This window comes from Mesorhizobium sp. KR9-304, assembly GCF_040049215.1.
GTDB lineage: Bacteria > Pseudomonadota > Alphaproteobacteria > Rhizobiales > Rhizobiaceae > Mesorhizobium_K.
Genome location: NZ_JBDZDN010000003.1, coordinates 144,641 through 157,322 on the forward strand (window position 1 = coordinate 144,641; position 12,682 = coordinate 157,322).

General features: G+C 63.7%; 13 protein-coding genes. 11 read left to right on the forward strand and 2 right to left on the reverse strand.

What is annotated here, in order from left to right:
* The first annotated feature begins 403 nt into the window (after positions 1 to 403).
* From cysS to ABLE71_RS16930, 7 genes are all read left to right on the forward strand, one after another.
* Entirely contained in the window at positions 404 to 2,086 is a 1,683-nt protein-coding gene (gene cysS, locus ABLE71_RS16900) for a cysteine--tRNA ligase (protein WP_348784639.1), read from the forward strand.
* A complete protein-coding gene (locus ABLE71_RS16905) occupies positions 2,083 to 2,478 on the forward strand; it encodes a VOC family protein (RefSeq protein WP_348784640.1) in 396 nt (131 codons plus the stop codon). The genes cysS and ABLE71_RS16905 overlap by 4 nt, the downstream gene beginning before the upstream one ends.
* A 56-nt stretch (positions 2,479 to 2,534) precedes the next feature.
* Positions 2,535 to 3,053 carry a GFA family protein gene (locus ABLE71_RS16910; protein WP_348784641.1) on the forward strand — a complete coding sequence of 173 codons (519 nt, stop codon included), beginning with the start codon at positions 2,535 to 2,537 and terminating at the stop codon, positions 3,051 to 3,053.
* Positions 3,047 to 4,006: a prolyl aminopeptidase gene (gene pip, locus ABLE71_RS16915; RefSeq protein ID WP_348785139.1), complete on the forward strand. Its 960-nt coding sequence runs from the start codon at positions 3,047 to 3,049 to the stop codon at positions 4,004 to 4,006. The genes ABLE71_RS16910 and pip overlap by 7 nt, the downstream gene beginning before the upstream one ends.
* Positions 4,003 to 5,619, forward strand: a complete 1,617-nt coding sequence (gene cimA, locus ABLE71_RS16920) for a citramalate synthase (protein WP_348784642.1) — start codon at positions 4,003 to 4,005, stop codon at positions 5,617 to 5,619. Before pip ends, cimA begins: the two co-directional genes overlap by 4 nt.
* 114 nt (positions 5,620 to 5,733) lie before the next feature.
* A complete protein-coding gene (gene rarD / locus ABLE71_RS16925) occupies positions 5,734 to 6,666 on the forward strand; it encodes an EamA family transporter RarD (protein ID WP_348785140.1) in 933 nt (310 codons plus the stop codon).
* A gap of 109 nt (positions 6,667 to 6,775) precedes the next feature.
* Positions 6,776 to 7,333 (forward strand): tetratricopeptide repeat protein, encoded by a 558-nt coding sequence (locus tag ABLE71_RS16930; protein ID WP_348784643.1) that lies wholly within the window; start codon positions 6,776 to 6,778, stop codon positions 7,331 to 7,333.
* A gap of 55 nt (positions 7,334 to 7,388) precedes the next feature.
* Here the strand turns inward: ABLE71_RS16930 and ABLE71_RS16935 are convergent, their stop codons facing one another.
* Positions 7,389 to 7,592 carry a CsbD family protein gene (locus tag ABLE71_RS16935; RefSeq protein ID WP_348784644.1) on the reverse strand — a complete coding sequence of 68 codons (204 nt, stop codon included), beginning with the start codon at positions 7,590 to 7,592 and terminating at the stop codon, positions 7,389 to 7,391.
* A 151-nt stretch (positions 7,593 to 7,743) separates the two neighbouring features.
* Positions 7,744 to 8,874, reverse strand: coding sequence for a PQQ-dependent sugar dehydrogenase (locus tag ABLE71_RS16940; RefSeq protein WP_348784645.1), 1,131 nt, complete (start codon positions 8,872 to 8,874; stop codon positions 7,744 to 7,746).
* A 294-nt stretch (positions 8,875 to 9,168) separates the two neighbouring features.
* On the opposite strand from ABLE71_RS16940, the gene greA reads away from it, so the two are divergent.
* The 4 genes from greA to ABLE71_RS16960 all read left to right on the forward strand — a co-directional run bounded on the left by greA (position 9,169) and on the right by ABLE71_RS16960 (position 12,626).
* Positions 9,169 to 9,642 carry a transcription elongation factor GreA gene (gene greA / locus ABLE71_RS16945; protein ID WP_348784646.1) on the forward strand — a complete coding sequence of 158 codons (474 nt, stop codon included), beginning with the start codon at positions 9,169 to 9,171 and terminating at the stop codon, positions 9,640 to 9,642.
* 79 nt (positions 9,643 to 9,721) lie between these two features.
* On the forward strand, positions 9,722 to 10,765 hold the full coding sequence (locus ABLE71_RS16950) for a glycosyltransferase family 4 protein (protein WP_348784647.1): 1,044 nt from the start codon (positions 9,722 to 9,724) through the stop codon (positions 10,763 to 10,765).
* Positions 10,765 to 11,673, forward strand: a complete 909-nt coding sequence (locus ABLE71_RS16955) for a glycosyl transferase (RefSeq protein WP_348784648.1) — start codon at positions 10,765 to 10,767, stop codon at positions 11,671 to 11,673. Before ABLE71_RS16950 ends, ABLE71_RS16955 begins: the two co-directional genes overlap by 1 nt.
* A 14-nt stretch (positions 11,674 to 11,687) precedes the next feature.
* On the forward strand, positions 11,688 to 12,626 hold the full coding sequence (locus ABLE71_RS16960) for a glycosyltransferase family 92 protein (protein WP_348785141.1): 939 nt from the start codon (positions 11,688 to 11,690) through the stop codon (positions 12,624 to 12,626).
* The last annotated feature ends 56 nt before the right edge of the window (positions 12,627 to 12,682 follow it).

Below are 12,682 nucleotides of genomic sequence, written 5' to 3' on the forward strand. Positions count from 1 at the left end.
GTGGCGAGGTCCGGACATGGTCATCCAATGGGACCAAATCGTGACGCGTACCGGATTTCCCGCCTTCTCCCCCCAGTTGATGTCCCGACATGTTTAATAGAATCTTACGATTCCAACGCCCTAGCGGTTTCGGTCATAAACTGAGTCCCGACTGCAACAATCCGTAAGAGCGGCATGTATCCGTGATTTGCCGCCGGTGTTGCCTTGCGGTTACAATTTGGAAGGCTTGCCGGGAGGCCGGACTTGACGTCGGCGGCAGGGGAAGGCCATAAAGCCGCCCATGAAAACGTCTTTTGCCATTTGCGGCATTTGCATTATTGGCTAGCGCACGCGCTGGTCCGGACGTTTTCGCCTTCTTCATGAGAGATGAAAAAACGCCCAGGCCGGCAGGCAGGGGTTACATATGTCCGACGCGAAACTGCGGCTCTACAACACGCTGACGCGGACGAAGGAGGATTTTGTCCCCATCGATCGCGAGAACGTGCGTTTGTATGTCTGCGGTCCGACGGTCTACGACTTCGCCCATATCGGCAATGCGCGGCCCGTCATCGTCTTCGATGTGCTGTTCAGGCTCTTGAGGCACCTCTACGGCGCGGATCACGTCACCTATGTCCGCAACATCACCGACGTGGACGACAAGATCAACGCGCGCGCCGCGCGCAACTATCCCGGCCTGCCGCTTAACGAGGCGATCCGCAAGGTCACCGAGGAGACCAACGCGCAGTTTCAGGCCGACGTGAAGGCGCTGGGCTGCCTGGAGCCGACATTCCAGCCGCGCGCCACCGAACATATCGACGCCATGAAGGCGATGATCGAGCGGTTGATCGACCTCGACGTCGCCTATGTCGCCGAAGGCCATGTGCTTTTTTCGCCCAAGCGCATGGCGGCGCGCGTGAAGTCGCCGCGCTACGGCGCGCTGGCGCGCCGCTCGCTCGACGAGATGCTCGCCGGCGCCCGCGTCGACGTCGCCTCCTACAAGGAGGACGAGATGGATTTCGTGCTGTGGAAACCGTCCAAGCCGGGCGAGCCGGGCTGGCCGTCTCCGTCAGGAATCGACGGGCTCGGCCGTCCCGGCTGGCACATCGAATGCTCGGCCATGTCGATGGCGAAGCTTTTGGAGCCGTTCGGCGGCGGGCTGAAATGCGACGACCCGCAGAAGAACGTCTTCGACATCCACGCCGGCGGCATCGATCTCGTCTTCCCGCACCACGAGAACGAGATCGCGCAATCCTGCTGCGCCTTCGGCACCGAGCGCATGGCCAACATCTGGATGCACAACGGTTTTCTCCAAGTCGAAGGCAGGAAGATGTCGAAGAGCGAGGGGAATTTCGTCACGATCAATGAGTTGTTGAATACGGAGAAGTTCGGGGGGCGCAAATGGCCGGGCGAGGTGCTCAGGCTGGCGATGCTGATGACGCATTATCGGCAGCCCATCGATTTTAGCCTTGCGCGGTTGGAGGAGGCAGAAGCTCGGATAAAACATTGGACAAGCGTCGCAAAAACAATATCAGGCGCTCAAGGATTTAAACTTGAGCCAGATTCGCAATTTCTGCATATTCTGACTAATGACCTTAATACAGTTGAGGCCATTTTTTACGTAAATCAATTATCGAATGAAGCGGTTACAGATTTTCGAAAAGCTAAGAATTTTATCTGGTGTCTAACCAGCCTTGGTGTGCTCATCAAAGATTATAACAGAATATTATTTATATCGACAATGATTGATCCAAGTTTGAGCGAAGAGCAGAAGAGGACAGCGCTTAATGCATCATTGAATTTTATCAGCGCTCAGGATGGCATTCGGATTTTGCTTAAAGAAAACGAGAAAATTCGAGAGGTCGCTGAGGCCTCTATTAGATTTCTTAGCGGCCCGCTTAGCTTCGGCGAATGGCGGTCAATGTTTGATAGCGGCACGTTAAACAGCCAAAATGAAAAAATCCTCGCACGCCTTGCCCTCATCGCCCAGAAGAACTGGGCCGAAGCCGACCGCATCCGGGACGAACTCCTCGCACAGGGCATCCAGCTCAAGGACGGCAAGGACCCCGCGACGGGCGAACGCGTGACTACATGGGAGGTGAAGCGATGATCGACCACACGGGCTGCGTTGTCTCCAACTGGGCAAAGTCGAAGGCGTTTTATGACGCAGCACTCGGCGCGCTGGGCGCAAGGCTGATCATGACGGTGCCCAAGGAATTCACCGGCGGCATGAACGTCGGCGGATACGGCCGCGAGAAACCTGATTGGTGGCTGCGCGAAGGCGGGGAGCCCGGCCCCGGCAGGCATGTGGCCTTCACAGCGCGCAACCGCGCCGAAGTGGACGCCTTCTACAAGGCCGCGATGGCTGCCGGCGGCAGGGACAATGGCGCGCCCGGCATCAGGGCGCACTACCACCCCGACTATTACGGCGCCTTCGTGCTCGATCCCGACGGCAACAACATCGAAGCCGTCTGCCACAAACCTGCCCATGGGCCGGAGTGAACGAATCCAATGGCTTGCGCACGCAACATGAATCAGCGCGGTAAGAGGATGCGATGATGAGCCTCGACAACAGGCCTCAATATTCGGGCGGATGCCAGTGCGGCGCGGTGCGTTTCCATGTCGAGGGGCCGCTCGGCGACGCCTCGGTCTGCCATTGCCGCATGTGCCAGAAGGCGTCCGGCAATTTTTACATGCCGCTGGTTTCGGTGCGGCAGGCGAAGCTGACCTGGACGCGCGGCGAGCCCAGCTATTTCCGCTCCTCCAACCATGTGCAGCGCGGCTTCTGCGACAAATGCGGGACGCCGCTGACCTTCACCGCGCCCGACGGCGTGGGCCTGGCGATCGGCGCGTTCGATGAACCCGCCGAGATCGCGCCGACCATCCAGTGGGGCGTCGAGGCGAAGCTGCCCTACGTCGACGAAATCCCTGGCTTGCCGCAGGAGGACACGATGGCCGACATCGGCTCGGCGAGCTATCTCGCCGACCTCGTCTCCTACCAGCATCCCGACCACGACACCGAGGAATGGCCGCCGGCAGGGAGCGGGCCAGACAGCAAATCCGAAAGACAATCATGAGCCAATTGAGAAGCTGGTATCCCGAGATCGAGCCGTTCGAAACAGGCATGCTGGATGTCGGCGACGGCCACACGATCTATTGGGAGCGCGTGGGCACGAGGGGCGCCAAGCCCGCGGTGTTCCTGCATGGCGGGCCAGGCGGCGCCACGTCGCCGAAGCAGCGCCGCGTCTTCGATCCCAAGCTTTACGACGTGATCCTGTTCGACCAGCGCGGCTGCGGAAAATCGACGCCCAACGCCAGCCTGGAGGCGAACACCACCTGGCATCTGGTGGCCGACATCGAGCGGCTGCGCGTGATGTGCGGCTTCGACAAATGGCAGGTGTTCGGCGGCTCCTGGGGCTCGACGCTGGCGCTGGCCTATGCGGAAACGCATCCGGAGCGCGTCAGCGAACTGATCGTGCGCGGCATCTACACGCTGACCAAAGGCGAACTCGACTGGTACTATCAGGCCGGCGTGTCGGAGATGTTCCCCGACAAATGGGAGCGGTTTGTTGCGCCGATTCCTGAAGCCGAGCGCGGCGACATGATGGCCGCCTATCGCAAGCGGCTCACCGGTACCGACCGCAAGGCGCAGATCGAGGCCGCCCGCGCGTGGAGCATCTGGGAAGGCGAGACGATCACGCTGCTGCCCGACCCCGAGACCTCAGGCAAGTTCGGCGAGGACGAGTTCGCGCTCGCCTTCGCGCGTATCGAGAACCACTATTTCGTCCATGCCGGCTGGCTGGAGGAGGGGCAGCTCATCCGCGACGCGCACAAGCTTCACGGTATTCCTGGAGTCATCGTGCACGGCCGCTACGACATGCCGTGCCCGGCCAAATACGCCTGGGCGCTGCACAAGGCCTGGCCGGAGGCGGAGTTCCACCTGATCGAAGGGGCAGGGCACGCCTTCTCGGAACCCGGCATCCTCGACCAGCTCATCCGGGCGACCGACAGGTTCGCGGGGAAGAAATGAAACGCGAGCGCCTCTACCTCTTCGACACGACGTTGCGCGACGGTCAGCAGACGCCGGGCATCGACTTTTCGGTCGAGGACAAGATCGCGATCGCGCGCATGCTCGATGAGTTCGGGCTGGACTATGTCGAGGGCGGCTATCCCGGCGCCAACCCGACCGACACGGCGTTCTTCGCCGAGAAGCGCACGTCCCGCGCGAAATTCGTCGCCTTCGGCATGACCAAGCGCGCCGGCGTGTCGGCCTCCAACGATCCGGGGCTGGCCGCGCTCGTGCAGGCGAAGTCGGACGCGATCTGCTTCGTGGCGAAGAGCTGGGATTATCACGTGCGCGTCGCGCTCGGCTGCACCAACGAGGAGAACCTCGACGCCATCCGCGCCTCGGTGGAGGCCGCGCGCGCTTCGGCCAAGGAGGCGATGGTCGACTGCGAGCACTTCTTCGACGGCTACAAGGCCAACCCCGACTACGCGCTGGCCTGCGCCAATGCCGCCCATGACGCCGGCGCGCGCTGGGTGGTTCTGTGCGACACCAATGGCGGCACTCAGCCTTCGGAGGTGCGCGCCATCGTCGAGGCCGTCATCGCGTCGGGCGTTCCGGGCGATAGCCTCGGCATCCACGCGCATGACGACACCGGCCAGGCGGTCGCCAATTCGCTGGCGGCGGTCGAGGCCGGCGTGCGCCAGATCCAGGGCACGCTGAACGGCATAGGCGAGCGCTGCGGCAACGCCAATCTGATCTCGATCATCCCGACGCTGCTCCTGAAGCCGGCTTTCGCGGAAAAATTCGAGACCGGCATTACAGCCGAGTCGCTCTCGGGCATATCGCGGCTGTCGCGCAATTTCGACGAGCTCTTGAACCGCGCACCGGAAGCGCAGGCGCCCTATGTGGGGCAGTCGGCCTTCGCCACCAAGGCCGGCATCCACGCTTCGGCGCTGGCCAAGGAGCCGGCGACCTACGAGCACGTGCCGCCGGAAACGGTCGGCAACCGCCGCCGGGTGATGGTGTCGGACCAGGGCGGCAGGGCGAACTTCATCTCCGAGCTGAAGCGGCGCGGCATCGAGGTGCCGGCCGACGGCAGCCGGCTCGACACGCTGATCTCGATCGTCAAGGAGCACGAGGCCCAGGGCTATGCCTATGAAGGCGCCGACGCGAGCTTCGAACTGCTTGCGCGCCGGACCCTCCACGCCGTGCCCGAATTCTTCCGCGTCAATTCCTTCCGCTGCATGGTCGAGCGCCGCTTCGACGCGGTCGGCAATCTGAAGACGGTGTCGGAGGCGATCGTGAAGGTGGAGATCGACGGCGAGGAACGCATGTCGGTGGCCGAGGGCCACGGTCCGGTCAACGCGCTGGACATCGCGCTGCGCAAGGATCTCGGCAAATACCAGAACGAGATCGGCGACCTCGAACTGTCGGACTTCAAGGTGCGTATCCTCAACGGCGGCACCGAGGCCATCACCCGCGTCCTGATCGAGTCGCGCGATGCTTCCGGCGCGCGCTGGTGGACGGTCGGCGTGTCGGACAACATCATCGACGCCTCCTTCCAGGCGCTGATGGATTCCATCGTCTACAAGCTGATGAAAAACCGCGAGATGGCGGGGCTGGTCGCCGCCGAATAGGCTCCGGTCCACCGTTCTTCAGGTTGAATCGCCGACTGATCCATCAGCCGGAAGTGTTTGATCCATCAGAATTTTGAGATGGTCATCGCGGCCGGCGGGCACCATATCGGCGCCATGGCCGTAGAGTCCGAAACTGCATCCTCCGCCCGGGCCGACGCCGACAAGGCGGCGACGCGCGGTTTCCTGTTCGCCTTCTCGGCCTACACGCTGTGGGGCGTGCTGCCGCTTTTCCTGAAGTTGGTCGAGCATATTCCGACCGTCGAGGTGGTGGCGCACCGCATCATCTGGTCGGTGCCGATCGCCGGCCTCGTGCTCCTGGCGATGGGGCGCACCGCCGACATCAAGGCGGCGCTCCGCTCGCCCCGCACGCTGGCGCTCGCCGCACTCACCGCTTCTCTGATCACGCTCAACTGGGGCATCTATGTGTGGGCGATCGCGGTAGACCGCACAGTCGAGACCGCGCTCGGCTACTACATCAACCCGCTGATGACTGTGGCGATGGGGGCAGTCTTCCTGGGTGAGAAGCTGACCCGCCTGCAGATGGCGGCGGTCGCCCTCGCGGTGGTCGCGGTGGCTATCCTGACGTTCGAAGCCGGCGGCCTGCCGTGGATATCGCTGGCGCTGGCGACGTCCTTCGCCATCTACGGCTATCTGCGCAAGACGCTGCCCATCGGTCCGAGCCAGGGCTTCTTCCTTGAAGTGATCATCCTTAGCGTGCCCTCGCTGGCCTATGTCGCCTGGCTCGCCGCGCGCGGGGAGGGGCACTTCGTCTTCTCGCAGCCGGAAAACATGCTGCTCCTCGTGCTCTGCGGACCGGCGACCGCCGTGCCGCTGATGCTCTACGGCTTCGGCGCCAAGCTGCTGCGCTTCTCGACCATCGGCATCATGCAATACATGGCGCCGACCATGGTGTTCCTGATCGCCGTTTTCGTTTTCAGGGAACCGTTCGGCGTCTGGAAAATGATTGCCTTCGCGCTGATCTGGACCGCTCTCGCGCTCTACACCTGGTCGATGTTTGCGGGCCGCCCGGCAAGGGCTGGAGGGTAGTCGTTCGCGGTTACCCGCTCGTTGCACCAGATAGCCTCAGCGGCATGTGGATGAAATCGTCGCCTCGATACGTTAGTATCATGATAGGTGCATTTCAGGAGGTCATTCCATGCAAATCCGTATGACGAAACTTGCCGCGGCAGCGTTTCTGGTTCTGCCGCTGCTGGCTGCCCCCGCATTGACGGCCGGCGGTGGCGGTGGAGATAGTGGGGGCAGTAGCGGCAGTGACGGCGGCCAGGACCAGTGCAAGAACGGCCAGGTTTGGGACAAGAAGACGAAGAAATGCGTCGATGCTCAGCGTGGCGCTGTCGACGATGACAGCTTGTACCTTGCTGGCCGCTATCTCGCCGAGCAGGGCCGCTACGGCGAGGCGATCACCATCCTCAGCCTCGCCGCCGATAAGACCGATCCGCGCATCCTCAACTATCTCGGCTATTCGCACCGCAAGGCGGGCCGCGTCACCGTCGGCCTCGGCTACTATCAGGAGGCGCTGCGACACAACCCCGACTACACGCTGGTGCGCGAATATATGGGCGAAGCCTACCTGCAGCAGGGCAATGTCGAGGCGGCGAAGGAACAGCTGACCGAGATCGAGAAGCGCTGCGGCAAGGGCTGTCAGGAATATGCGCTGCTCGCCCAGCAGATCGACGCCTACCTCAAGGGCTGAGGCGTCCTCGGCTGCCAAGAAGTGGCGGGGCTGCTGAGCAGCCCCGCCGGATCAACTACCAGCTCTGCCGGCCGTACCAGTCGTCTACGTCGCGGCGAACGCGGTCCTTCGCGATCCCGTAGCGTTCCTGGATCTTGCCTTCGAGCTGGTCGCGCTTGCCGGCGATCCGGTCGAGGTCGTCATCCGTGAGCTTGCCCCACTGTTCCTTGACCTTGCCCTTGAACTGCTTCCAGTTTCCTTCGACGCGGTTCCAATCCATTACTGTTCTCCTTTTCGATTGAAGCGAAAGCCCGCTGCTGACATCGCGGCGGGCTTTGCGCGGGCCAGAGCCCGACATCACCTGAAAGGTGACTGGAGAAGGAATGCCTTTTCGCCGCAAAAGTTCCGACTTTGTAGGCGGACGCCCGCAATCAATCCGCCCGGCTCAGCCGGATGATCCGGCCATCCCGCTCGTCGGTGAGCAGCCAGATCGAACCGTCCGGCGCGACGTTGATGTCGCGGATGCGTCCGAACGCACCTTGGAGCATGCGCTCCTCGCCCAGGATCTTGCCGGATTCGTCGCGGTCGAGCCGTGAGACAAGCGCGAATTTCAGCGAGCCGACGATCAGATCGCCTTTCCATTCGGGGAACATGTCGCCCTGATAGACGGCGAGGCCCGACGGCGCGATCGAGGGATCCCAGTAGAACAGCGGCTGCTCGTAGCCTGGCGCCTCTGAGCCGACGCCGATTTTCCTGCCGGCATAGCTCACGCCATAGCTGATCACCGGCCAGCCGTAGTTTTTGCCTGCCTGAGGCTGGTTGACTTCGTCGCCGCCCTTGTCGCCGTGTTCGACGGTGAGCAGCCCGCCGAGCACCGGATCGTATGCCGCGCCCTGCGCGTTGCGGTGACCCTTGGACCAGATTTCCGGCAGATGTTTCGATCCGTCCGGCGAGGGGTTGTCGGCCGGAATCGAGCCGTCGACATTGATGCGGATGATCGAGCCGGCATGGTCCTGCATGTCCTGCGCGCGGTCTCGCTCGCCGCGGTCGCCGGTGGTGACGAACAGCGTACCATCAGGGGCGAAGACCAGCCGCGAGCCGAAATGGCGCGTCACCGTCGTCTTCTTCGCCATCGAGAAGATGACCGTCACGTCCTCGAGGCGCGCCGAAGCGCCGTCACGGACCAGCTTGGCGCGCGCCACCGCGGTGCCCGCGCCGCCGCGCCCGGGTTCGGAGAAGCTGAAGAATACGAGATTCGAACTGGCGAAGTCGGGCGCGGCGACGATGTCGAGCAGGCCGCCCTGGCCGCGAGCAGCCACTTCAGGCACGCCGGCGACAGGCTTCGACAACGCCCCGCGAGACAGGATCCGGATGCGGCCGGGCCGCTCTGTGACGATCGCATCGCCGTCCGGCAGGAAGTCGAGGCCCCAGGGATTGCGCAGCCCTTCGGCGATAACCTCGGTCTCTATGGGCACGGCCTCGGTCTGGAGCACGGTCGATTGCGCAAGAGCCGGACAAGGCATCAGCGCGATGGCGGCTAGGAAGGAGGAAAACCTGTTCATGGGATTGAGGTAGGCTTTTGCGGGCAAAGGGCAATGCAAGGTTGCGATCCAGCCGCTTCACGAGGCTTCACAACCAGTTGAGCGAGGCCTTTCGGCGAATTTGCGGGCGAATTCTCTTTTGAAAGACGCTGGATGCGCTTTTTTTGCGTGAAAATCCGCGCGGGATCGCTATAGTTCGTGTCGTTGAGTTGAAGTGGTTCCGTTAGCCGACGCTGCCGGGCCGCTTTTATTTTTATGCCCCGCCTGCCTCAAACAGGATCGCGCGAAGGCCGGTGGCAGGAAAGGTCGAGTGAAATGAACAAGGTCCCGATGACCGCCCCCGGCTTCGATACGCTCAAGGAAGAGCTGCGCTGGCGCCAGCAGGGAGAGCGGCCGCGCATCATCGAGGCGATCTCCGAGGCGCGCTCGCATGGCGACCTGTCGGAAAACGCCGAATATCACGCCGCCAAGGAGGCGCAGAGCCTGAACGAGGGCCGCATCAACGAGCTCGAGGATCTGATCGCGCGCGCCGAGGTGATCGACGTCTCGAAGCTGTCGGGCGAGAAGGTGAAGTTTGGCGCGACCGTCGTGCTCATCGATGAGGACACCGAGGAGAAGAAGACCTACCAGATCGTCGGCGACCAGGAAGCCGACGTGAAGTCGGGCCGCATCTCGATCTCGTCGCCGATCGCACGCGCGCTGATCGGCAAGGAAGTCGGCGACGCCATCGAAGTGAACGCGCCGGGTGGCGCGCGCGGCTACGAGGTCCTCAAGGTCAAATATATCTAGGGTCTGTTGAGGAGTGGCAAGGTTGGCATCCGTTCCGGGGCAACCAGACCGGGCAACCTCACAGTCGCAAACGCTCGACATGTCCCGGATTGAGGTCGTCGCGCCGAACCTGAAGTTCAGGCTCTCGGGCGTCACCAGCACGATCGTCCAGCTCGTGCCCGTGCAGGCGCGCACCATCGGCATAGCGACGATCGGACCGGGCCTGCCCGACAGCCTGCCCAGGATGCGCTGGTGGCAGCTGCCCGCGCTGCTGTCCCGGCCGGCCTCGGGGCGCAAGCGCGTCTGGCACGCCAGGCGCAACACCGAGATGGTCGCCGGACTGCTCTTGCGGCGGGTTTTCGGCGCGCCGCTCCGTCTGCTCTTCACCTCCGCCGCGCAGCGCTACCACCAGCCGCTGACCAGATGGCTGATGCGGCGAATGGATGCGGTGATCGCCACCAGCGCGCGGTCGGGCTCCTATCTCGATGTGCCGCACGAGGTGGTCATGCATGGCATCGACCTCGACGTCTTCCACCCGCCGCGCGGCGGCGACGACGCGTTCGCCGCATCCGGCCTGCCCGGCCGCTTCGCGGTCGGCTGCTTCGGCCGGATCAGGCAGCAGAAGGGTACCGACCTCTTCGTCGACGCCATGATCGAGCTGCTGCCGCGCTTTCCCGACTGGACGGCCGTCATTGCCGGGCGCGTGACGGCCGAGAATTTCGGTTTCGCGCAGGCGCTCAAGGCCAGGATCGCCAAGGCCGGCCTGGCCGACCGCATCGTCTTCCTCGGCGAGGTGCCGGACATAAAGCTGTGGTTCCGCCGGCTCTCGCTCTACGTCGCGCCGTCGCGCAACGAAGGTTTCGGACTGACGCCGCTGGAGGCGATGGCCTCCGCGACGCCGGTGGTGGCGAGCGACGCCGGCGCCTATGCCGAGATGGTCGTGGCGGGCGAGACCGGCGCCGTGGCGCCTGCGGGCGACGGCAGGGCGCTGATTGAGGCAATACGGCCCTATCTCGCCGACCCGTCGCTGGCAGAGAAGCAAGGGCAGGCCGCGCGCGACCACGTCGAGCGGCGGTTCCGGCTCCAGCAGGAGGCGGACAGCCTGATTGCGATCTACCGGCGGCTCGGCGCGGAGGGGCGGTGATGCTCGGCCCGCGGCCCAACCGTCCGCCGCGACGCTATCTCGCAAGGCTCTACTGCCTGTTGCGCTACGGCTGGGCCAACGCCCATGCGGAGGAATGGTGGCCGGACCTCGAGCTGACGCGGCCGGGCGCCGCCGGCGACGGCGCCATTCTCCATCGCGGCAGGCTTGTCGCGCCGCTATTGCCGTATCCGGCGGCGGGCGGGATCGCCGAGATCGTCGTCGTCGGGTCGGGGCCGTCGCTCGCCAGGCAGGCGAGGGAGCGCATCCCGATCGCATCTGCCCTGCTGCTCAACGGGGCGATCCACCTGATCGCAGAGGGCGCGCCGAGACCGCTCGGCGTGGTCGTCGAGGACGAGCGCTTCGTGTGGCGGCACTGGCGGCTTCTCGCGGCCACGGTGCCGCCGGGTACGCATTGCTACCTCTCGACAAGCGTGATCCGCTCGCTCTGCGAGACGGCGCCGGATTGGCTGGCGTCGCAACAGGTGCATCATCTCGACTTCCTGCACCGGCCGTACGGCAGGCGAAGGCCGGATACGGCCGAGTTGCGCAGGCTGCCGTTCCTGCGCTGGTCGAACGACGGGAAATCCGCGATATCGCTCGCCCCCCAAAAGGGCCTGATGCCTGCGGGCAGCGTGGCGGCCACCGCCGCCCAGCTCGCGCTGTCCTTCGGACCGTCGCGCATCGGCCTGGCGGGCATCGACCTGACGAACGCGGGAAAGCCGAGATTCTACGAAACGGACGGGGACCAGGCGATGTCGCGGCTCGGCGCGGCGAGAGCAAGAATACTTGCGGCGCTGCGCATATTCAGGGATGAGTGCGCCCGGCAAGCCATCGTGCTGGAGAACTATTCGCCGGCCTCGCGGCTTGCCGAGATCGGCATCCCGTATGTGGCAAGGCTGGAGCCCTGAGCGCGAGCGAGTTCATGCGACTATTCAATAGAAAAGCTCCGTTCACGAAACGCATAGAAATCGAGCCGCCCCAGGCCGGGGCGGATCGAAGCGGCGTGGCGATTGCGACGGTTCTGCGCGACGAGGAGCACTATATCGCCGAATGGGCCTCGTTCCACCGGGCGGTGGGCGTGCGCCATTTCTTTATATACGACGACGGATCGACCGACCACACCCTGGCTATCTTGCGCGATCTGTTGCCTAGGGAGGAACTGACGATACTGCCGTGGCGGTTCGGGATGCGCGACGTCAGGATGGGCCTGCCGCTCAATCGCCAGGTGCTCGCCTTCGCTCATGCGATTCTCAACTTCGGGGCCGACTTTCGCTGGATGTCTTTCATTGACGTGGACGAATTCATCCTGCCGAAAACGGGACGCACCATCGAGGAGGCGCTGGCCGGGGCCAATGGCTTCCCGAACATCTCGCTGCCATGGCACATGTTCGGGACGAGCGGCCACAAGACGCGTCCGGCCGGCCCGGTGACGCGCAGCTACACCTTGCGTGCGGCGGACCCGATGAGCCGCCTGGAGAACGCGATGAACTTCAAGTGCATCGTCGACCCCTGCGCGGTGTCGGAGGTCAGCGTGCATCACTTTCACACCAGGGAGTTCGGCGACCGTACCGCGAACGACGTGGGGCAGGTGGTTCCGCTCGACAAGCGCAAGTCGCCCGGTTTTTATTCGGCGCGCCATCTCCAGCTCAACCACTATTACACGCGCTCCGAAGAGGAGTTCGCGCGGAAGATCGAGCGCGGCGGGGTTTCGCCGACACTTTGGGAGAAGCGCAAGACGAGGCTCACGATCGCCCTTGAGAGTATCGAGAAGGATCAGGCAGAAGACCTTGCCATGATACAGTTCCTGGATAGCACCCAGTTCGATTCTGAAAACGCAGGCGTTCGCGAACGAGATGCTTGAGCGACACGACTGCTTTGAGCGCATCAGCCGCCTGCTGCCGAAGCAACAACCAGTGA

Excerpts from the sequence above, each read along its gene's own strand:
- cysS (WP_348784639.1), top strand. The coding sequence starts at position 404 with ATGTCCGACGCGAAACTGCGGCTCTACAACACGCTGACGCGGACGAAG.
- ABLE71_RS16905 (WP_348784640.1), top strand. The coding sequence starts at position 2,083 with ATGATCGACCACACGGGCTGCGTTGTCTCCAACTGGGCAAAGTCGAAG.
- ABLE71_RS16910 (WP_348784641.1), top strand. The coding sequence starts at position 2,535 with ATGAGCCTCGACAACAGGCCTCAATATTCGGGCGGATGCCAGTGCGGC.
- cimA (WP_348784642.1), top strand. The coding sequence starts at position 4,003 with ATGAAACGCGAGCGCCTCTACCTCTTCGACACGACGTTGCGCGACGGT.
- rarD (WP_348785140.1), top strand. The coding sequence starts at position 5,734 with ATGGCCGTAGAGTCCGAAACTGCATCCTCCGCCCGGGCCGACGCCGAC.
- ABLE71_RS16930 (WP_348784643.1), top strand. The coding sequence starts at position 6,776 with ATGCAAATCCGTATGACGAAACTTGCCGCGGCAGCGTTTCTGGTTCTG.
- ABLE71_RS16935 (WP_348784644.1), bottom strand. The coding sequence starts at position 7,592 with ATGGATTGGAACCGCGTCGAAGGAAACTGGAAGCAGTTCAAGGGCAAG.
- ABLE71_RS16940 (WP_348784645.1), bottom strand. The coding sequence starts at position 8,874 with ATGAACAGGTTTTCCTCCTTCCTAGCCGCCATCGCGCTGATGCCTTGT.
- greA (WP_348784646.1), top strand. The coding sequence starts at position 9,169 with ATGAACAAGGTCCCGATGACCGCCCCCGGCTTCGATACGCTCAAGGAA.
- ABLE71_RS16950 (WP_348784647.1), top strand. The coding sequence starts at position 9,722 with ATGTCCCGGATTGAGGTCGTCGCGCCGAACCTGAAGTTCAGGCTCTCG.
- ABLE71_RS16955 (WP_348784648.1), top strand. The coding sequence starts at position 10,765 with ATGCTCGGCCCGCGGCCCAACCGTCCGCCGCGACGCTATCTCGCAAGG.
- ABLE71_RS16960 (WP_348785141.1), top strand. The coding sequence starts at position 11,688 with ATGCGACTATTCAATAGAAAAGCTCCGTTCACGAAACGCATAGAAATC.